The organism is Allobranchiibius huperziae, assembly GCF_013410455.1.
GTDB classification, from domain to species: domain Bacteria; phylum Actinomycetota; class Actinomycetes; order Actinomycetales; family Dermatophilaceae; genus Allobranchiibius; species Allobranchiibius huperziae.
Map to the genome: position 1 here is coordinate 2,779,284 of NZ_JACCFW010000001.1, position 18,610 is coordinate 2,797,893.

Sequence of the window (18,610 nt, forward strand, 5' to 3'; positions counted from 1 at the left end):
CACGGAGCCTTACGAGTGGGGCTGAGCTGCAATGAGTCACGACCAACAGGCCACCCCATCCCTAAGCCGAGACGCCATCGGGCGAAGGGCTCAGAGCCGTTGGGCCGTAAGGATGGTCGCCATTGCCATCGTGGTCCCGGTGGCAGTCCTGGTGCTGAACTCCACAATTCTGCGGGAGAACCACCCCACGAGTAGTGCTCATCAAGCTCATCACCGTTGGGTCAGCGTGGCTGTGCTCATCGTGGTAATCCTGTTCGTGTGCGGCTTCACCTTCCTGGTGATCCGCAGGGGTCGACGCACGCCGAGCAGCCTGTTCGCGCCTCCTCTGGTCGCGGGGCTGCCGCGCCGTCAACGCCGGTCGGCGATGCGCAACATCCGGCGTGGCACACCCAGCTCAGACCCCACCCAAGCCCAGGTCGAACGAGAAGTCGCCCAGACCACCGTGCGCTCTAGGCGACGCACACTGGTGATCTTCGGAATCTTCCTCGTCCTCGAGCTGGTGGAGGCAGTCACCCGGCGCACCACCCCAGCACGCATCTTCTTTGCCGCCGCAGCAGTGCTGTTCGCCTTCTTCCTCGTCATGACGTTGCTGCAGCTACGTGGCGCGCGCACCTACCTCGCGAACACCCCCGAACCACCCGCACCACAAGGTTGAACCTGTTCGAATATCACCGTCATCGGACATGTCGAGCAGCGTCGGCACCGAGCACAGCTTTCGAGCAGCAGTCTTCGCGGGTCGACGCGTGCGATAGAACGCCCATACTGCTGCTCGAAAGGATCGTCACTTAGCAGAGCCGTGGGACCCTCGAAGCGTGAGCCGCTTCGCTATGAAATACCGCCGCCTCTGTCAGTTCTTAGGCATCACCTACAACGAGGACGGCACCTGGAGCGCAGGACACTTCAACGTTCCTCGCACCGCCGCCGGCAAACCACGGTTCGGCTTCAACGAGCCGCCCGTAAATAGTGCGTGCGATGTCCGCTAGGCGGTCTCACGGGATTGCGACAAGTCAGCGCTGGTCCGCTAAGCGGAGATCAGCACACCGCCTCGTGCAGCGCATTCCCCGCTCCCGGCAGAGAGGGCTGATCGGAACCTGTCTTCTCCCAGCATCCATGTATAACCTCAGCGCACCATGACACCCGACCGCCGCTAGAGCCACCGGCGGGCACGGGCTGGCCGCTGGCCGCATCAGCAACGATCGGACCCCTGATGGCGCTTCACCAGTTTTACGTCGAAAGTATCTCCATCCGACGAGGATCACCCGGTGGTTGGATCTTTACGGGCGTCCTAGCCGCGGTCTGCATACCCATCGCGATTTGGAAGAAAACTCGCCGCAAGTAGCCGCCGAAGTGAGGCTCGAGCAGCTGCTCGAGATAAATCCTTACGGAGCGCCACCGCAGCGTCGCCGCCGCCACACATGACGTTAGCGACCGTCCTCGTCGAGGATGCCAAGGTCTAACCTGGCCCGATGTCCACTGCTGATCGTGAGGGTGCCGACGGCCAGACAGTTGAAGACATGGCTCGCCGGCTGTTCCGGTTCGGATCGACCACTGCGGCCACCCCGTTCTTTGGTCTGCTGCTGCTAGTCCCCAGTGTCCGAGCGGACGCTGTCCGCAAGTGGGAGTCCCTGCCCGAACACACCAAGGAGTGGTATCGCGCGGACGCCCGGCGGGCCCTGGCGCGGCAAGGACGAGGGACTGGCCGCCGTGAATGAGATCCTGAAGGTGGCCATCACCGCACTGATCGGCAGTGCTCTGTCAGCACTTCTCGCACCGCTGCTACGGCGGATGCGCTGGACACGGCTAGAAGCAGCCCTTCGCTTCCCAGGTCAACGCTGGCAACACGGGCAGCTCACGGTGGGGCCGGGGGTGCTGAGATTCCAGCCCTACCGGGGGCAGTTTCGACTGCGACAGGGCAGCACCCACGACCTGCACGTCCTCAGCTTCTCTCGAGCGCCACATCGATCCCCGGGTCGACGCACGATCTGGTCGCTCAACCCCAGAACGCAGATCGTCGACCTCTCAACCACCAACGGACAACTCGAGCTTGCGGCCGTGCCCAGAACGCTGCGTCTGATCATGGACCAATTAGAGCCGCGCGGCTGATCTGTCAACGCCAGCGGGGACCTGATCGACAACCCCCATCGAAGTATGCAGCGGGTTCCGTTCGCGGTGGAGGCTGCGGACACATCTGTCCGGAAACCAGGATTAGGACCCTAGACGGACACATGTCACCCCTTCTCGCGCTGTCGTTCTGGTGTACCCCAGAACGACAGTTGCGGCAGGGCAATTCAGGAGTGGCCGTAGGCCACGCGGCGGGCGAGCTGGGGTGAGAGAACATCCCTGCATGGAGAACAGGGGGAGGGAGTGGTTGGCCGCGGCTTTAGCCGGGATGTTCACCACGGGTTCTTCTGGGTGTTGAGTTTTCTGTCGCAGGACCTGAGGCATCCTCCCCACCTCGGGGTTGCCGACATCGTCGTTGACCATGCTGTTGGGCTCGCGGTAGGGGTTGATACTGGCTTGCTTTTCCAGGTCGCGCTCGGGGGGTCGGACAGGTGGGCGGGGATACCTTGGCTTTGACGGTGGCCCTTCTTCTTCGCGTTTTGGTGCGCCGCGGTCACCTTTATCTTGCTGCAGGCGGAGAATCGGCCTACGTGGTTCGTTGTAGAGGCCCTGGTCTTGGCCTGCGCCAGCTTGACGGTCGGCGCATGGGGCTTCCGCGCCCAGGAGATGCGGGACGCTGCTGGCTCTCAGCTAGTGGGTTCGCACGACCCGGCGGGGCTGCACTGATGCTCGGACAGGCAGAGGAGTGCCCGCCGTCCGCTGGTTCGAAGACGAGGGGTGAGAAGTGGCTGAGCTGATCGTGCACCGGGCCAGCAAATTGGGGATCTTGCGTTCCTACGCGGTCTTGATCGATGGGCAGCGGCGCGGTCGTATCCGGTGGCGCGCCACTGAGCGGTTCGTGGTGCCCGATGGACCAGTGACCGTGCAGGCTCGGATCGACTGGGCGGGATCGCCCGTCTGGCACGGTCACGCCGGGTCGGAGCCAACGCGGGTGACGATCAGCACCGGCGACCCCGTCCTGGGGATGGTGTCCCGAGATCGCATGCTCGTTCTGCACGAAGACGGGCACCCACTTACTGCCGAGCAGCAACACCTCATGGAGCAGGGCAACTCTGCGGTGCGGTGGTTCAACGGCCTCATGCTGGTCTCGGCTCTCTTCCTTGTGGCCCTCTTCACCTCGCTGACCACCCACCACCCGGCCTTGGTAGGAGTGGCTGCGCTGCTGTACATCGCGGCCGTCGGTGTCGGGCTCGGGGTGTTCATTCGCTCCAGGTTGGCCGCCTCCAGCGACCAGTCCGCTGCACCCTCATGAGCCGGCACGCGGAGGGTCACGGCCAGATCCGGTATGACTCGCTAGCGCGCCGGCCATGGTGGTTCAAGTGCTCCAGCGCGGCGGTCGGGTTGTACTTGGCCTACCTGGTCATCACCCGTATCGAGCACGGTGCGCCGTGGTGGGGCACCGCCGGGGTAATTGCGATGTGCGCGTTGATCGCGATGCCGTACACCGGCATCGTGAGGGCAGTAGTCGATGAACGTGGCGTGCGGCCCCCCGTGCGACGTCGCATCCCGTGGTCCCAGATCGAATCGGTCCAGGAGCCTGGCAGGTACGGCAACGGTGTCGTCCTGCGGATGGTCGATGGCCGCTATGGCGAGTCGGACTGCGGACCGGCCGACCGCTTACCGTGATGGAGTGTGCGGGATTGTCGTGAGTCGACGCCCTTTCCGACGCGAGCTCGCCACCCATATGCATCCAGCAGCGCCCAGCACTGGCAACATCGCCACCACAGCAAGTCCAGCCGCCAGACCCACGACGTCGCTTACGGCCAGGACGGCCGCTTGGACTACGAGCAACGCCATGAATAGCGCCGCGATTCGTCGCCAGGTGGGGAGCCTCTCAGCGCTATGCGTGTTCACCAGTTCTGACTGCCCCACGCTGAGCGCGTCAACCGGCGCCCGACCCGCGCCGACGTCTGTGATGTCCCGGTGCCAGTACTCCAGCACCATTGAGGTTTTCGCATCAGCACTACCCACCCATAGTCCGCACCGGTACCAGCTGAACACGATCAGAGCCCGCACGTCCCCTCCAGGTACCTCGACGGTCGTCGTATGCCCCCCGCGAAGACGGTGCCGGTCTCCGTTGACGTAAAACGAACCGAACGACAGCGGCGGACTCGCGCCCTTCACAATCGCGGTGCGCACGATCACCTGAGGCATGCGCGCATCGTGGCAGATACACCCCGCGCCCGCCTTTCTCTCAGCACTACGGCGCCAACGGCAGCACATCCCGGTCGCTGTGGTGCGAACTTCACCATTGAGGCAATCTCTCCCTCAGAACGACACTGCAGGTTGCCACTGAGCACGATCAGTGGGCGCCATACTCAGGGCGTGGCCCCCGACTCTCCACTGACATCGCTGGAGAGCTGGTTTTTCCACCATCATCGCCAAGTGCGACTGGGATGCGCGGCCTTCATCGTCGTAGCGGTGGTGTGGGCCCTGTATCTCCTCGCGAACGGCCTCGTTGGCGACGCCGTGGTGGCGGTCGCATCCTGCGGTGGACCCGTTGCGCTGCTCGCTGGCACCAGGGCGATCGAACAACGAGTTACCCAGCGCGACGTGGTGTAGCACGTGAGGCCAACGTCATGAGCCAGCCAACAGACACACGCGGCGAGATCCGGTACGACCTGCGGGCACGCCGCCCACGGCTCGCGAAGTGGATCGCGGGATTGGTGGTCGTAGTACTGGCCTGGACAGTCGTGCGGGACGCCGCTCGGGGGGCATCGCCTATGCACTACGTCATCCCAGCCTTCTTCGCCGTGCTGTTCTGCATCAGCTCGACCCGGACCCTCAACACCGTCGTGGTCAACAGACAAGGCATCCGCCGCCCGACCCGGCGATTCATCCCTTGGTCACAAGTGGAAGCCGTCCACCAAAGCAAGTACTCCGACCTAGTCTCACTGCACCTGGTTGGAGGCCGCGATTGCAGCACCGGGCTACCCGCCGAATACGCGGAGCGAGTGGTTCAGATCGGCAACGTGCCACTGTCCTAACGCAGCAATCTAAGACACTCTAGTAACGGGTACCTCAGGCTAGGACAAATCAAAGCTAGGCGACCCCTGCTGCCGTTCGGTCCCGGTGTCGAAAAAGTGATCTAGGTAGTCCTCGGTGTCCAGCCCGCTGGACCGCATCAGGGAGAAGACCCCAGCTCCAGGCTCCATTTCATCCGAGAGCTGGTTCGCCTGGGCAAGCCCGGTGTACTCACCGTCAAGGTCGGCGGCGTACTCAAGCGCTTCGGCTTTGGCCAGTTCGATCGCTGCATCCATGTCCGTGGCCCGCCACAACGTGATGCGCTCTTCGTACACCTGATCAGCCACCGCATAGCAGTGCCGGCGCGGTAGACGTCCCTCTGAGGTCGAGACATTCGGCTAGATCTGTCCTGAAACCCGCGATGAGCGGCAGGGAGTCGATCCACTCGCACCTACGCATGGGAGAGGCAACAGCTAGGGGGACGGCCGTCGGGATGCCCTTGCCCACGCCCCGTGCGCCGCGCGGGTCCGTTCCCCATCGGAAACCTGGCCTGCTCATCGCGTGACCTCCGGACCCACGTCACAACATTCCTCTGAGACGCCGCAGGCTGAACACTCGACAGCTATCACCGAACCTCCCATCCGGGCCGAGCCATTCCCGCTCTCTCTGCCGCCTCCAGATGGCGATCGTTGGCCGTCATTGGTCCCGAAAATCTGTCGAAACGCACACCCGCTCTGCGTTCTCAACACCTCCCACCCAAGCGGCACGCATGCTACGAAGGTTCGTAGATGGGCCGCCCGTGATCGGGCGGGCCATGCGGCATTTCTAGGGGTCCGTCGGTTGCTGACGGACGTCGTTGAGGCGGTGATCCGGGTGCACGGTGGCGTGAAGTTCGACCGCGGCGCGGCGAGTGCGGCCCGCGCGTATGTCGAGCGCGATCGCTCCCGCGCAGACGACTACTACCTCGGTGAAGGCAGCGGCGTCGCCACCCGACTCATGGCCGGCCCCGACGGACCGGTGAGAAACGCGGGCGCGATGACCGGCGAGACGTACGAGGCGTGGGTGGCCGGGACCGACATCTCCACTGGATGCAGGAAGGGTGTCGTCCGCAATGACGCGAACGCGCTGCGGTTCGTCGAGGTGGTGGTCAAAGGGCCGAAGACCTGGTCGCTCGCGGCGCCACTGCATCCCGAGATCTCCGATGCGCTCGACGCAGCCCAGGACAAGGCGGCGGCGCTTGGCGGCCCCGCCTGGCCCGGAGCGGCGTCGGTGGCCAGTCCCGGAGAGTGACCAGACGGGCGTGCCCGAACGCCTCCTGGCAAGGCCGTCCGGGGGTCGCTCCGGCCGCGGTCAGCGCACCGATGCAGGCCCCACCGCGGGCACCCCACGGCGGGGCCTGGCGGCACTTCGGACGGCCCGTTCGAGGCCACCGTTCTGAAATTCTTGCGGACTAGGTGCGGACTAAACGACCCCCACAAGCCTCTGACCTGCGCAAACGCGCCGATTCAGACGTTGAAGCGGAACTCCACCACGTCGCCGTCGGCCATGACGTAGTCCTTACCCTCCATGCGGGCCTTGCCGTGTAAACGCGCTTCGGCGACGGAGCCCAGCTCGACCAGGTCCTCGTACGAGATGACCTCGGCCTTGATGAAGCCCTTCTGGAAGTCGGTGTGGATGACGCCGGCGGCCTGCGGGGCCGTCGCACCGACCGGCACGGTCCAGGCGCGCGTCTCCTTGGGCCCGGCCGTCAGGTAGGTCTGCAACCCGAGGGTGTGGAAACCCTTGTGCGCCAACTGATCCAGCCCCGACTCGGTCACGCCGACCGACTCCAGCAGCTCGGTGGCGTCGTCCTCGTCGAGCTCGGCGAGGTCCATCTCGAGCTTGGCGTTGAGGAAGATCGCCTCGGCCGGCTCGACCAGCGCCTGCAGGGACGCCTGCAGGTCGGTGTCGGTCAGCTGCGCCTCGTCGACGTTGAAGACGTAGAGGAAGGGCTTGGCGGTCAGGAGACCCAGCTCGCGGATCGGGGTGAAATCGAACGAATCCCGCTGGGAGAAGAGCGTGTTGCCCGCATCCAGGACGTCCTTGGCGGCGAGCGCGGCGTCCAGCACCGTCTTGTCCGTCTTCTTGCCCTTGACCTCCTTGTCGAGCCGCGGCAGCGCGCGCTCGACGGTCTCCAGGTCTGCCAGGATCAGCTCGGTCTCAATGATCTCCTTGTCACGCACCGGGGAGATCGACCCGTCGACGTGCACCACGTCGTCGTCGTCGAAGGCACGGATGACCTGGCAGATGGCGTCGGCCTCGCGGATGTTGGCCAGGAACTTGTTGCCCAGGCCCTCCCCCTCCGAGGCGCCTTTGACGATGCCGGCGATGTCGACGAAGGACACGGTGGCCGGAACGATCTGCTTGCTGTCGAAGATCTTGCCCAGCACCTCGAGGCGCCCATCGGGCAGCGGGACCACCCCGACGTTGGGCTCGATGGTCGCGAACGGGTAGTTCGCGGCCAGGACGTTGTTCTTGGTCAGCGCGTTGAACATCGTGGACTTGCCGACGTTGGGCAGTCCGACGATTCCGATGGTGAGGGCCACGGGGACAAGAGGTTACGCGGTCGCGGCGAGGGCATCCACCACGTCGCGCGCTCCGAATAGGACTCATGACCCGTTTCCTCGATCGTCTGCGGTCGGCCATGCCCCCGAGACGATCCCCCGGCACCCCCGATGACGGGCCTGCCGCACCGGCATCGGGCGCCGCGTCCGACACCGCCGCCTCCCTGGAACGCGCCGACGGCGGGTCGCGGACCAAGCGAATACTCAATCCCCACAACCCGATCGGCACGGTCGGACGACTGCGCGCCATCCTCATCGGCATCCTGGCTGCAGGCCTCGGGATGGCCCTCGGCCACCTCGTCGCGTCGTTCCGCAAGGCATCGGCCTCCCCGGTCCTCGCGGTCGGCGAGGCAGTGATCGACCGCACACCGACCGCGCTCAAGGACTTCGCGATCAAGCAGTTCGGCACGAACGACAAGCTCGTGCTGTTGCTGTCGGTCTCCGCCGGTGCACTCGTCCTGGCCGGCATCGCGGGCCTGCTGGCGCGAAGGATCTTCCTGCTCGGCCTGGCCCTCGAGCTGGTGCTCGTGGCCGTCGCCGGGTACGCCGCGATGACCCGCCCCGCTGCTGTGGCCTCCGACATCGTCCCGACCATCGTCACCGCCCTGGCAGGCACCCTGGCGCTGTTCGGACTCTTCTGGCTGTCCGGCGATGCCTTCACCCAGCGCACGGTCGACCGTGTCCTGCGACGCCCGACGGCGAGCGATGAGCCCACTCTCGCGAGCACCCGCCGGGTCTTCCTCGCAGGATCGGGGGTAGTGGCGGCCGGCGCTGTCGGCAGTGCGGCGATCGGCCAGAAGCTCGGCGCCGTACCTAGCACGGCCGGGTTGGCGCTGCCCGTCGCCAAGGAGAAGGCGCCGGCGATCCCCGTCGGCCTCACGGCGCAGTACCCCGCGATCACCCCCTTGCGCACCCCGAACAGCAAGTTCTACCGGGTCGACACCTCCCTGACGGTGCCGAACGTCGAGCGCGACTCCTGGCGGCTGCGGATCGACGGCGACGTCGACCACCCGCTCGAGCTCAGCTACGACGACATCACCAAGCTCGACCTGATCGAGCGCAACATCAGCCTGACCTGCATCAGCAACGAGCCGGGCGGCAGCTACGCCGGCGGGGCGACCTGGCTCGGCGTGCGCACCAAGGACCTGTTGAAGATGGCCGGCGTCAAGGATGCGGGCAAACCGGGCCGGCAGGTCTTCAGCACCTCCACCGAGGGCTTCAGCATCAGCACCCCGCTCGGTGCGATGACCGATGACCGCGACGCTCTCCTCGCGATCGGGATGAACGGGCAGGCACTCCCCCGGGCGCACGGGTTCCCCGCGCGCCTGGTCACGCCCGGCCTCTACGGGATGCTCGGCTGCACGAAGTGGGTGACCCGGATAACCGTCACCGACTACTCCAAGGCGAAGGCCTACTGGACCAAGCGCGGCTGGACGATCGACGGCCCGATCAAGCCCTCGACACGCATCGACACGCCCGGGTCCTTCGCGACGGTCAAGGGCGGCAAGGTCGTCATCGGCGGCGTCGCGTGGGCCCAGCGGCACGGCGTCGTACGCGTGCAGGTGAGTCTCGACGAAGGCCCCTGGAAGGACGCCACCATGGGTCCGGACGTGAACGTGGACTACTGGCGACAGTGGGCCTACGTGTGGAACACCACGGCGACAGGGCAGCACGCTGTCCGTGCGCGGGTCGTCTACGGCAAGGACTCGCTGCAGTCCGAAGCACGCAAGGACGTCTTCCCGGACGGCTCGAGCGGGGTCGTCAACCTCATCTTCAACATCGGGTGAAGGATTGGGCGCCAATCCAATCCGGCTCACTGTGCACTCCGAATGACTCATGTACTTCAACCAACGAACTCGTCGTAGCGCGAGACCTCACCAGGAGATCCACATGAAGACGCGTTCCATCACCTCGGCTGCCGCCGTCACCGCGATCGGCGCCATCGCGCTGACCGCCTGCGGCAGCAGCAGCGGTTCCGGCAGCTCCAGTGCCGCCCCCTCAAGCTCCTCCAGCTCCTCGTCCTCCTCGGGCTCGACCGCGACCGCGGCCGTCCCCTTCGGCCCCGGCTGCTCGGCCGTACCGAAGACCGGTAAGGGCTCGTTCGGCGGCATGACGCAGGACACGGTCGCCACCGCGGCCTCGAACAACCCGCTGCTGTCGACGCTGGTCACCGCCGTCAAGAAGGCAGGCCTGGTGGACACGCTGAACAACACCCAGAACCTGACCGTCTTCGCGCCGACCAACGACGCCTTCGCCAAGCTCCCCAAGGCGACCCTCGACAAGGTTCTCGCCGACAAGACGATGCTGACCAAGATCCTCACCAACCACGTCCTGGCGACCCGCCTCGGCCCGGACAAGATCGTCGGCACCCACCAGACGCTCGCCAAGACCAGCGACACGGTGAGCGGCACCGTGCCCACCCTGACCGTCAAGGGCGGGGCCACCGCGAAGATCATCTGCGGCAATGTGCAGACCGCGAACGCCAACGTCTACATCATCGACACGGTCCTGGTCCCGGCCAGCTGATCTGTAACGAATCTCGTTCACTGTGACGTCGGTAGCGCTGTCGTGGGGCCCATCAGTCAAGATGGGTCCCATGGCAGGCACCTTGCGGACAGTGGACACCGGGCTCCACGAACCGGGTCCGGAGCTTGCCGACCTGCTCACGGCGGCGGGTCGAGGGGATGAAGACGCGTTCGCGCGGCTCTACGACGCGACCAGTCCCCGTATCAACGGTCTGGTCGTCCGACTCATCGTGGACCGGGCGCAGGCCGAGGAGATCACCCAGGAGGTCTTCCTGGAGATCTGGCGCACCAGCCCCAAGTTCGATCCGCAGAAGGGGTCGGCGCTCAGCTGGATGTTCACTCTCGCCCACCGCCGGGCGGTCGACCGTATCCGGTCGGCGCAGGCCACCCGACGGCGGGACGAGACGTACACGCGGGAGTCGCAGGAGACGGCGTACGACTCCACGGTCGATCAGGTGACGGCCTCACTCGACGCAGAACGGGTCCGCAGCGCCCTGGGCACTCTGGGCGAGAACCAGCGGCAGGCCCTCAGCCTGGTGTATTTCGAGGGTCACACGCACGCAGAGGTCGCCGAACGACTCGGCATCCCCCTCGGCACAGCGAAGACACGAATACGCGATGGACTGCAGCGGTTACGCACCGCGATGGGAGGTGAGCGATGACCAACGACACGCACATCGATGCCGTGGGCTACGCCCTCGACGCCGTCGACGACCTGGAACGGGCCCGCTCCGAGCGTCATCTGCAGGACTGCGAGTCCTGCCGCCGCGAGGTGGCCGAGGTCGCCGAACTCACCGTCACACTGGCCTCAGACGTCCCCCCGCTCGCTCCATCGCCCGACGTGCGTTCCTCGCTGCTGGCACAGATTCAGCACACCCCGCAGACGCCTTCGTCGCGAGCCGAGCGTTCGATCGGGGCGAGGTCGGCGCGTACGTCGGGCAGGAAGCGCCGCGCGGTCCTCGGCCTCGTCGCGGCTGCCGCCGTGGTGGTCGCCGGCGCGGGTGTCATCCACGCCCAGCCGTGGGCCGGCTCGTCGAACGGGGTCACCAACGCGCAGTCCCGGATCGAGCACGCACCCGACGCGACACGCCAGACCGTGCAGTTCCAAGGCGGCACCGTCACCGTGATCAGCTCGCGCTCGCTCAATCAGGCCGTCGCGACCCTGCACAAGGTCGCCGCGACCAAGGGCGACACGACCTACCAGGGCTGGTTCATCAAGAGCGACGGGCCCACCAACGCCGGCATCCTCAAGACCGATCACACCAATCGGCTCACCGCCAACGTCCAGGGCGCCAAGGAGTTCGACATCACCGTCGAACCCGCCGGCGGGTCCCAGGTGCCCACGAAGACGCCCATCCTGGCGCTGCCGCTCACGACGACCTGACGGGCCCCCTCGGGGATCTACCCTGCAGGCATGCTCATGCACCTGCGGCTCACCGTCCCGGACGACCTCAGTGCGTCCGTGGCGGCGTTGCTCTTCGAGCACCCGGCAGCGACCAACCTCTCGAGGGTGCGCGGTGCAAGCCTGCGGCCGCCCGGCGATGTCATCGAGGTGGACGTCGCTCGAGAGGCGACCAGCCAGGTGCTCGACGCGCTGCGCGGCACCGGGTTGTGCGACCGGGGAGGGGTGGTCCTGAGTCAACCGTCGGCCACTCCCTTCCGGGCCGCTCGTGAGATCGATCTGGCCGTCGAGGGCGATCCCGACGATGCCGTGGTGTGGGACGTGCTGCTCGAGCAGGCGCAGGACGCCGCACGGCCCACCCTCAGCTACGAGATCTTCCTCGTGATCGCGGTCGCTCTCGCCTCCGTCGCGGTCATCACCGACTCCTCCATCCTGGTGGTGGGCGCGATGGTGGTCGGGCCCGAATTCGCCACCGTGGCGGCGATTTGCACCGGCCTCGCGCTCGGAGGCGGCCGCCTGGCGCTGCGGAGCATCGCCGTCCTACTCGGCAGCTTCGCGTTCGCGGTCGCCGTCATCTCCCTGATCGCCGTGCTCGCGCGTTTCGCCGGGATCGTCCACCCCGAGATGGTGGCTCGCGCACGTCCGCAGACGCAGTTCATCTGGCAACCGAACACGTGGTCGTTCGTCGTAGCCCTTCTGGCGGGGGCGGCGGGCGTGCTCGCTCTGTCCGTCGAGAAGGCGCAGGCGATGGTCGGGGTGTTCATCTCAGTCACCACGGTCCCGGCGGCCGGCAACTTCGCGCTGGCGCTCGGCCTGTGGGTGCCCCACGAGATGACGGGGTCGGCTGCTCAGCTGGGCCTCAACCTGGTAGGCATGGTCGCGGCGGGCACGCTGACCCTGATCGTGCAACGTCGCGCGTGGCACCACGTCCAACGAGTGGTCAAGCCGGTCCTCCGTGCAGGGCGCGCCTGAGTCGGATCGCCACATTGTCGGTGCACCGTGCCACGCTCCGTCCATGACTGTGATGGAGGCTCTTCTCGCTGGTGCCGTGATCGGCGCGCTGATGGCCGTGATGACGCTACGTGCGGTGTACCTCGCCCGCGGCGTCGCGCTCACGACCGAGCGCGACCTGCTGCGCGAGCGAATCGTCGACCTGGAACTGGCCGACCGCGACGGCCAGCGCACCGCGGGTGTCCTCGCCCCATTGGGCGAAACGCTCCTGCGCGTCGAGCGCCAGGTGGGAGTGCTCGAACGCGACCGCCTGGCGCAGTGGGGCGAGCTCGGGGCACGACTGGATCAGGTGGGGGCGACCACCACCCGTCTGCAGCAGGAGACGGCCGCGCTGGCCGGGGCCCTCAAGTCCTCCAACATCAGCGGCACCTGGGGTGAGACCCAGCTGCGGCGCCTGCTCGAACACGCGGGAATGCTGTCCCGCTGCGACTTCGAGGAGCAGGTCAGCGCACGGGCCCGGGACGGCGTCGCGGTGCGCCCGGACGTCGTGGTCCACCTGCCGGGCGAGCGCAAGCTGGTGATCGACAGCAAGGCGCCCCTGACCTCCTACCTGGCCGCCCAGCGAGAGGGCATCGACGACGCCGCGCGCTCGGCGGCGCTGCGGGCGCACGCCCGTGCCCTCAGCGGGCACCTGGACGCGCTCGCCGCCAAGGGCTACTGGACCGCCTTCGCCGGCTCTCCGGAGATGGTGGTGGCGTTCGTCCCGTCCGACGCGGTGCTGTCAGCGGCCCTGCTGGCCGATCCGGCGATCTTCGAACGCGCCATCTCCCGCCGGGTGGTGCTCGCGTCGCCGAGCACTCTGCTGGCTCTCCTGCGCACGGTCGCATTCAGTTGGCAGCAGGACGACCTCAACGCCAACGCCAGGGAACTGCTGGAGCTGGGCAGGACGCTCTACGAACGGCTGGCGACCCTCGGGCGACACACCGACAAGCTCGGAAGCTCGCTGCACCGGTCGGTCGAGGCCTACAACGCCCTGCTCGGCACCATGGAGAGCCGGGTGCTGGTGACCGCACGCAAGATGCACGAGCTCGGGCTGGCAGATCACCCCCCGGCCTCCCCGTCTCCCCTGCAGGACGCCGTACGCCCGCTCACGGCCCAGGAGCTCATCGACGCGGTCGATCGCGACATGGAGCAGACCGGTGAGAGCGCCCGCCCCCAGCTCGACTTCCGCGCCGGGGTGTCAGGAGAGGAGGATGAGGCTCAGCGCAGCGCGCCGGCGTCGTGACGCACTTTGTCGTCGCCGTTGCCCGCGAGCTTCAGGTCACGGCGCAACTCGTTCGGCAGCGCGAAGAGCAGGCTCTCCTGCGCGGCCTGCACGGCCGTGACGTCCTCGTAACCGCGTGCGGCCAGATAGTCCAGCACGTCCCGCACCAGCACCTCCGGCACCGACGCACCCGACGTCACGCCCACGGTCGTGACGCCGTCGAGCCAGCTCTCGTCGATCTCGTCGGCGTAATCCACCAGATGACCCGCGCGCGAGCCGTGCTCGAGCGCGACCTCGACGAGGCGGACGGAGTTGGAGGAGTTGCGGCTGCCGACCACGATCATCAGGTCGGTGTCCGGCGCCATCTGCTTGACCGCCAACTGACGGTTCTGGGTGGCGTAGCAGATGTCGTCCGACGGCGGATCCTGCAGCTTCGGGAACTTCTCCCGCAGTCGCCGCACGGTCTCCATCGTCTCGTCCACCGACAGCGTGGTCTGGGAGAGCCAGACGACCTTCTCCGGGTCGCGCACGGTGACCTCGTCGACGTGGTCGGGGCTCTGCACGAGGGTGATGTGCTCGGGCGCCTCGCCCGCGGTCCCCACCACCTCCTCATGGCCTTCGTGCCCGATGAGCAGGATGTCGAAGTCGTCGCTCGCGAAGCGCACGGCCTCGCGGTGCACCTTGGTGACCAGAGGGCAGGTGGCGTCGATCGTCTTCAGCTTGAGGGCAGCGGCCTCCTCGTGCACCACCGGCGCTACGCCGTGCGCGGAGAAGATCACCGTCGCGCCCTCGGGCACCTCGTCGGTCTCCTCCACGAAGATCGCGCCGCGCTTCTCCAGGGTGGTCACGACGTGCTTGTTGTGCACGATCTCCTTACGCACGTAGACCGGCGGACCATAGAGGTCGAGCGCCTTCTGCACGGTCACCACGGCGCGGTCCACTCCAGCGCAATACCCCCGCGGGGCGGCGAGCAGGACCCGCTTGGTGCGCGAGGGTGCGGCCGCCACTGGAGTGCTCGTCATGCCCATCAGTCTACGGTGGCCGCGTGACCGCGCCGCTTCCGGAGAAGGCCGCCGACACCACGGCCGAGCAGCCCTGGCCGGTGCGCACCCTGTCGATGCGGATCAGCGAGTACGTCGACAAGATGTCGCCGCTGTGGGTCGAGGGCCAGATCGTGCAGTTGCAGCGGCGGCCGGGCGCTCCGACCTGTTACGTCACTCTGCGCGACCCCGACGTGGACATGTCGCTGTCGGTGACGGTGCACGTCAACACCCTCGATGCGATGGGTCCGGGCATCGGACCCGGCGCCCGGGTCGTGGTGCAGGCCAAGCCGACGTTCTGGACCAAGCGTGGCTCTCTGCACCTGGACGCCCGGCAGATGCGGCCGGTCGGCGTCGGCGATCTCCTGCTGCGCCTGGAGCACCTCAAGCAGCTGCTGCGCAGCGAAGGGCTCTTCGACGCCTCGCGCAAACGTCCGCTGCCGTTCCTTCCGCGCCGGGTCGGCCTGATCTGCGGTCGCGCGAGCGCCGCCGAGAAGGACGTCGTGGAGAACACCCGGCTGCGCTGGCCCGCAACGCAGTTCGAGATCCGACAGGTAGCCGTGCAGGGGCCGGGCACTGTCGAGCAGGTGGGCGCGGCCCTGGCCGAGCTGGACGCCGCGCCCGACGTCGACGTCATCGTGATCGCCCGGGGCGGTGGCGCGTTCGAGGATCTGCTGCCCTTCAGCAACGAGGCCCTGCTGCGCGCGGTCTCCGCCGCGCGCACCCCGGTGGTGAGCGCCATCGGGCACGACGTCGACACACCGCTGCTCGACTTCGTGGCGGATCTGCGCGCCTCGACCCCCACCGACGCCGCACGCCGGATCGTGCCCGACCTGGCCGAGCAGCACGCCGGGCTGGACAGGCTGCTCGATCGAGCAGCGCGCTCATTGCGTCACCACGCAGCCATCGAGCGACGGCACCTGGATCAGCTGTGCGCGGCTCCGGCGCTGCGCGACCCGATCACCATGGTGACGCGCCGGGCGGATGCGGTGCAGCAGCTGCGTGCACGCTCCTCCTCCGTCGTGACCCGTCGTCTGGACCGGGCACACGATCAGGTGGGTCACCTCGGCGGACAGCTGCGGGCACTGTCGCCCTGGGAGGTGCTGCAACGCGGCTATGCCGTCGTGCGCACCCAGGACGGGCAGGTCGTCACCGACGTGGCCCAGGTGGCACCGTCCGACCTCCTGCGGGTCACCGTCGCCCAGGGAGACTTCGCGGTGCGCCCGGTGACGAAGCCGTGAGGCGCGCATGACGCGGGAACCTGCCGCCCGACCGGTTCGCACGGCACGACCATCGACCATCCGAGGAGTTCTAGACATGGCCACCAGCGAGCAGCAGGCAGCCGACGGCGCGGACGAGGTACCGGCCGCCGACGCCCACGACGACATCGCCCACCTGGGGTATGAGGACGCGCGCGACCAGTTGGCCGCGATCGTGACCCGGTTGGAGAGCGGCGAGCCCAGCCTCGAGGACAGCATGCGGCTGTGGGAGCGCGGCGAGGCGCTCGCCGCGCACTGCCAGAAGTGGCTCTCGAACGCGGAGCAGCGGATCGATGCGATGACCGCCGATCGGGACTGACCGGGACCCACGAAGCAGGGCCCTACCCGGATCTCAGGGCCTTGAGCGCTCAGCCGGTGCGAGACCCCGCGAGCCTGCCCGACCACGCCTCCGCGCCCGCGAGGACTGCGGTGAGGATGCCGAGCCCGGCCGAGACGCTCACGCCGTACTCGAAGGCTTGGGAGAAATCGCCCCGGCTGCTCGCCAACTGGCCGAAGAACACCGATCCGACGACCGCGATGCCGAGTGCCGTCCCGGTGCGCTGGAACACCTGGTACGCCGCGCCGGCCGAACTCGCCTGCTCCACCGGCACCTGGGAGACCACCCGCGTCTGGTTGGCGGGCAGCACCAGGCCGTTGCCGAAACCGGCCACCACGAGCGGCACTGCGATCCACCAGCCCACATGCGAACCGGACTCGATCTGCACCGCGAGGATCGTCAGCAGCAGGCCGGCGGCGAAGAGCAGCGACCCCGTCACCAGGAAGGCGATGGGGTGGTCGGGGCCCTTGGAGCCCGACAGGCGCGAGGCCGGGATCGTGGCCGCGGCGAATGCCGTGACCGTCAGTCCCGCCTGCCACGCGGAGTAGCCCTGGCCCATCTGCAGATAGACGGTGAGCACGAAGAAGATCGAGGTGAAGGCGCCGAAGTAGAGCAGCCCGGTCACTGAACCGAAGCTGAAGCTGCGCAGCGAGAACAGCCGCAGATCGAGCACCGGCGCCTTGCCCCGGGACTCCACGCGGCGCTCCCACAGGACGAAGAGGGCCAGGAAGAGCACGGCGACCGCGTACAACGGGTAGCGCAGCGCGCCGGACCACTCCCGCTGCTCCACCAACGGCAGCAGCAGCGAGACGATCCCGACGCAGAACAGCAGCGAGCCGACGGGGTCGAGCTGGGGACGCCGACCGGTGCCGCGGCTGCTCGTCACGCCGGCCCGGGTGAGCAGACGCGCGGCGAACGGGATCGCCACCAGGCCGATGGGCAGGTTGACGAAGAAGACCGTGCGCCAGCCGTGTTCGGTGCCGAACAGGGCGATGAGCCCGCCACCCGCCAGCGGCCCCGCGGCGGTCGAGACGCCCGCGATCGCCCCGAAGTAGCCGAAGGCCCGGCCGCGCTCGGGACCGCGGAAGAGCTGCTGGATGATGCCGTTGACCTGCGGGGTGAGCAGTCCGGCGAAGATGCCCTGCAGCAGCCGGAAGACGACGATGGCGAGCGGGGACCAGGCCAGCCCGCACGCGACGCTGGCGATCACGAAGCCGGTGATCCCGATGAGGAACATCGTGCGCCGCGAATAGGCGTCACCGAGCCGGCCGGCAGGGACGAGCACGAGACCGAACGTCACGGCGTACCCCGACAGCACCCACTGCAGATCGGACGACGTCGCCTTGAGGCCCTCCTGCATGGAGGGCAGGGCGACGTTGACGATGCTCACGTCGAGCAGGCACATGAACACCGCGCCGAGGCAGACGTAGAGCGCGAGCCATCGCGCCGGGTTGCTGCCCTCGGGGTACCCGTCGGCGTCTGTCACGACGTCGGGTGCAGCGTGCTGTGGCTGAGCGGCCGAAGGGCCTTGGCGAACAACGTCAGCTGCGACCACGGCGCGGTCCCGATCACGGCGGTGTGCAGGCCGCCGAGCGGGGTGGAGCGCACCAGCGCGCGCTGCTCGCCGTCGTTGCGGTCATAGCGCGTCCAGGTGGCGCCGCCGAGGGAGACCGTGCCGACCTTCTTGGCGGCTCCGGTCTGGCGTGTCACCCACGAGGGATCGTCGCTGCTGGTCTGCACGACCGCGGCGTAGTGGGTGCCCGGGGTGGTGTAGCCCGCCTGCCAGGTGTCCGGCGGGTCGTCGGTCATGAGCGTCACGTTGGTGGCCGTCCAGCCCTTCGGCAGCCCGTCGGCGACGGCGACGTCCCATTTCTGATCGGCGCCGACCTCCCGGGCGATCGCCGCGACGTTCGCGACCGGTTGCTGGACCGAGCCCACCCGCGGCACGAGCGCGATCAGCACCAGACAGCCCGCGATGAGCACGATCATCGAGATCACCATGTTCTTCGCGGTGCCGCTCATCCCGCGCCGTGCGGGGGCCGGTGCGCCGGCCTGAGCCTGCGCGGAGGGTGGAGTGCTCACCCCACCATCGTCGCCCATGGCCGAGCACCAGGCGCAGCCGCCCGTCGTCTCACCCCCGATAG

At 67.7% G+C, this 18,610-nt stretch carries 21 protein-coding genes; 14 read left to right on the plus strand and 7 right to left on the minus strand.

Annotated features, from left to right (window positions below; genetic code table 11):
- Nucleotides 1-226 precede the first annotated feature (226 nt).
- The 4 genes from HNR15_RS13020 to HNR15_RS13035 all read left to right on the plus strand — a co-directional run bounded on the left by HNR15_RS13020 (nucleotide 227) and on the right by HNR15_RS13035 (nucleotide 3,373).
- Complete coding sequence (locus tag HNR15_RS13020; RefSeq protein ID WP_179482445.1) at nucleotides 227-655, plus strand: hypothetical protein; 429 nt, start codon at nucleotides 227-229, stop codon at nucleotides 653-655.
- Nucleotides 656-812: 157 nt separating this feature from the next.
- A complete protein-coding gene (locus HNR15_RS13025) occupies nucleotides 813-983 on the plus strand; it encodes a hypothetical protein (protein ID WP_179482446.1) in 171 nt (56 codons plus the stop codon).
- 721 nt (nucleotides 984-1,704) lie between these two features.
- Entirely contained in the window at nucleotides 1,705-2,103 is a 399-nt protein-coding gene (locus tag HNR15_RS13030; RefSeq protein ID WP_179482448.1) for a hypothetical protein, read from the plus strand.
- Nucleotides 2,104-3,052: 949 nt separating this feature from the next.
- Nucleotides 3,053-3,373, plus strand: a complete 321-nt coding sequence (locus HNR15_RS13035; protein WP_179482450.1) for a hypothetical protein — start codon at nucleotides 3,053-3,055, stop codon at nucleotides 3,371-3,373.
- A gap of 365 nt (nucleotides 3,374-3,738) precedes the next feature.
- Here the strand turns inward: HNR15_RS13035 and HNR15_RS13040 are convergent, their stop codons facing one another.
- Nucleotides 3,739-4,275, minus strand: a complete 537-nt coding sequence (locus tag HNR15_RS13040) for an mRNA cleavage and polyadenylation factor CLP1 (RefSeq protein WP_179482452.1) — start codon at nucleotides 4,273-4,275, stop codon at nucleotides 3,739-3,741.
- 171 nt (nucleotides 4,276-4,446) lie between these two features.
- Here HNR15_RS13040 and HNR15_RS13045 point away from each other — a divergent pair, with 171 nt between their 5' ends.
- Nucleotides 4,447-4,683, plus strand: coding sequence for a hypothetical protein (locus HNR15_RS13045; RefSeq protein ID WP_179482454.1), 237 nt, complete (start codon nucleotides 4,447-4,449; stop codon nucleotides 4,681-4,683).
- Between the two features lie 464 nt (nucleotides 4,684-5,147).
- Here HNR15_RS13045 and HNR15_RS13050 read toward each other — a convergent pair whose 3' ends face one another.
- Entirely contained in the window at nucleotides 5,148-5,432 is a 285-nt protein-coding gene (locus tag HNR15_RS13050) for a hypothetical protein (RefSeq protein WP_179482456.1), read from the minus strand.
- Nucleotides 5,433-5,925: 493 nt separating this feature from the next.
- Here HNR15_RS13050 and HNR15_RS13055 point away from each other — a divergent pair, with 493 nt between their 5' ends.
- The gene (locus HNR15_RS13055) at nucleotides 5,926-6,375 is read left to right on the plus strand and encodes a relaxase domain-containing protein (protein WP_218883722.1); all 450 of its coding nucleotides are present in this window, start codon (nucleotides 5,926-5,928) and stop codon (nucleotides 6,373-6,375) included.
- 215 nt (nucleotides 6,376-6,590) lie between these two features.
- Here the strand turns inward: HNR15_RS13055 and ychF are convergent, their stop codons facing one another.
- Nucleotides 6,591-7,670, minus strand: a complete 1,080-nt coding sequence (ychF, locus tag HNR15_RS13060; protein ID WP_179482458.1) for a redox-regulated ATPase YchF — start codon at nucleotides 7,668-7,670, stop codon at nucleotides 6,591-6,593.
- A 65-nt stretch (nucleotides 7,671-7,735) separates the two neighbouring features.
- On the opposite strand from ychF, the gene HNR15_RS13065 reads away from it, so the two are divergent.
- A complete protein-coding gene (locus HNR15_RS13065; RefSeq protein ID WP_246305931.1) occupies nucleotides 7,736-9,475 on the plus strand; it encodes a molybdopterin-dependent oxidoreductase in 1,740 nt (579 codons plus the stop codon).
- Between the two features lie 87 nt (nucleotides 9,476-9,562).
- Here HNR15_RS13065 and HNR15_RS18870 read toward each other — a convergent pair whose 3' ends face one another.
- Entirely contained in the window at nucleotides 9,563-9,799 is a 237-nt protein-coding gene (locus HNR15_RS18870) for a hypothetical protein (RefSeq protein ID WP_343048539.1), read from the minus strand.
- On the opposite strand from HNR15_RS18870, the gene HNR15_RS13070 reads away from it, so the two are divergent.
- The 5 genes from HNR15_RS13070 to HNR15_RS13090 all read left to right on the plus strand — a co-directional run bounded on the left by HNR15_RS13070 (nucleotide 9,798) and on the right by HNR15_RS13090 (nucleotide 13,851).
- Nucleotides 9,798-10,214 carry a fasciclin domain-containing protein gene (locus HNR15_RS13070; protein WP_343048540.1) on the plus strand — a complete coding sequence of 139 codons (417 nt, stop codon included), beginning with the start codon at nucleotides 9,798-9,800 and terminating at the stop codon, nucleotides 10,212-10,214. The genes HNR15_RS18870 and HNR15_RS13070 overlap by 2 nt on opposite strands.
- A gap of 70 nt (nucleotides 10,215-10,284) precedes the next feature.
- Nucleotides 10,285-10,875: an ECF RNA polymerase sigma factor SigK gene (gene sigK / locus HNR15_RS13075; protein ID WP_233767085.1), complete on the plus strand. Its 591-nt coding sequence runs from the start codon at nucleotides 10,285-10,287 to the stop codon at nucleotides 10,873-10,875.
- Nucleotides 10,872-11,597 (plus strand): anti-sigma factor, encoded by a 726-nt coding sequence (locus tag HNR15_RS13080; RefSeq protein ID WP_179482465.1) that lies wholly within the window; start codon nucleotides 10,872-10,874, stop codon nucleotides 11,595-11,597. Before sigK ends, HNR15_RS13080 begins: the two co-directional genes overlap by 4 nt.
- Before the next feature lie 30 nt (nucleotides 11,598-11,627).
- Nucleotides 11,628-12,587, plus strand: a complete 960-nt coding sequence (locus HNR15_RS13085; RefSeq protein ID WP_179482467.1) for a DUF389 domain-containing protein — start codon at nucleotides 11,628-11,630, stop codon at nucleotides 12,585-12,587.
- 43 nt (nucleotides 12,588-12,630) lie between these two features.
- Complete coding sequence (locus HNR15_RS13090; protein WP_179482469.1) at nucleotides 12,631-13,851, plus strand: DNA recombination protein RmuC; 1,221 nt, start codon at nucleotides 12,631-12,633, stop codon at nucleotides 13,849-13,851.
- Here HNR15_RS13090 and HNR15_RS13095 read toward each other — a convergent pair.
- On the minus strand, nucleotides 13,827-14,852 hold the full coding sequence (locus HNR15_RS13095; protein ID WP_425484540.1) for a 4-hydroxy-3-methylbut-2-enyl diphosphate reductase: 1,026 nt from the start codon (nucleotides 14,850-14,852) through the stop codon (nucleotides 13,827-13,829). The two genes, HNR15_RS13090 and HNR15_RS13095, sit on opposite strands and share 25 nt — an antisense overlap.
- A gap of 23 nt (nucleotides 14,853-14,875) precedes the next feature.
- On the opposite strand from HNR15_RS13095, the gene xseA reads away from it, so the two are divergent.
- Both xseA and HNR15_RS13105 read left to right on the plus strand, forming a co-directional pair.
- Nucleotides 14,876-16,111: an exodeoxyribonuclease VII large subunit gene (gene xseA, locus HNR15_RS13100; protein WP_179482472.1), complete on the plus strand. Its 1,236-nt coding sequence runs from the start codon at nucleotides 14,876-14,878 to the stop codon at nucleotides 16,109-16,111.
- A gap of 76 nt (nucleotides 16,112-16,187) precedes the next feature.
- A complete protein-coding gene (locus tag HNR15_RS13105; protein WP_179482474.1) occupies nucleotides 16,188-16,448 on the plus strand; it encodes an exodeoxyribonuclease VII small subunit in 261 nt (86 codons plus the stop codon).
- Between the two features lie 49 nt (nucleotides 16,449-16,497).
- On the opposite strand, the gene HNR15_RS13110 is transcribed toward HNR15_RS13105, so the two are convergent.
- Entirely contained in the window at nucleotides 16,498-17,952 is a 1,455-nt protein-coding gene (locus HNR15_RS13110) for an MFS transporter (RefSeq protein WP_218883723.1), read from the minus strand.
- On the minus strand, nucleotides 17,949-18,548 hold the full coding sequence (locus tag HNR15_RS13115) for a DUF4245 family protein (RefSeq protein WP_179482478.1): 600 nt from the start codon (nucleotides 18,546-18,548) through the stop codon (nucleotides 17,949-17,951). The genes HNR15_RS13110 and HNR15_RS13115 overlap by 4 nt, the downstream gene beginning before the upstream one ends.
- Nucleotides 18,549-18,610: the final 62 nt, after the last annotated feature.

Coding starts and splice junctions, on each gene's coding strand:
- sigK (WP_233767085.1), top strand. CDS start 10,285: ATGGCAGGCACCTTGCGGACAGTGGACACCGGGCTCCACGAACCGGGT.
- HNR15_RS13085 (WP_179482467.1), top strand. CDS start 11,628: ATGCTCATGCACCTGCGGCTCACCGTCCCGGACGACCTCAGTGCGTCC.
- HNR15_RS13080 (WP_179482465.1), top strand. CDS start 10,872: ATGACCAACGACACGCACATCGATGCCGTGGGCTACGCCCTCGACGCC.
- HNR15_RS18870 (WP_343048539.1), bottom strand. CDS start 9,799: ATGCCGCCGAACGAGCCCTTACCGGTCTTCGGTACGGCCGAGCAGCCG.
- HNR15_RS13095 (WP_425484540.1), bottom strand. CDS start 14,852: ATGACGAGCACTCCAGTGGCGGCCGCACCCTCGCGCACCAAGCGGGTC.
- HNR15_RS13090 (WP_179482469.1), top strand. CDS start 12,631: ATGACTGTGATGGAGGCTCTTCTCGCTGGTGCCGTGATCGGCGCGCTG.
- HNR15_RS13070 (WP_343048540.1), top strand. CDS start 9,798: ATGACGCAGGACACGGTCGCCACCGCGGCCTCGAACAACCCGCTGCTG.
- HNR15_RS13065 (WP_246305931.1), top strand. CDS start 7,736: ATGACCCGTTTCCTCGATCGTCTGCGGTCGGCCATGCCCCCGAGACGA.
- HNR15_RS13105 (WP_179482474.1), top strand. CDS start 16,188: ATGGCCACCAGCGAGCAGCAGGCAGCCGACGGCGCGGACGAGGTACCG.
- HNR15_RS13040 (WP_179482452.1), bottom strand. CDS start 4,275: ATGCCTCAGGTGATCGTGCGCACCGCGATTGTGAAGGGCGCGAGTCCG.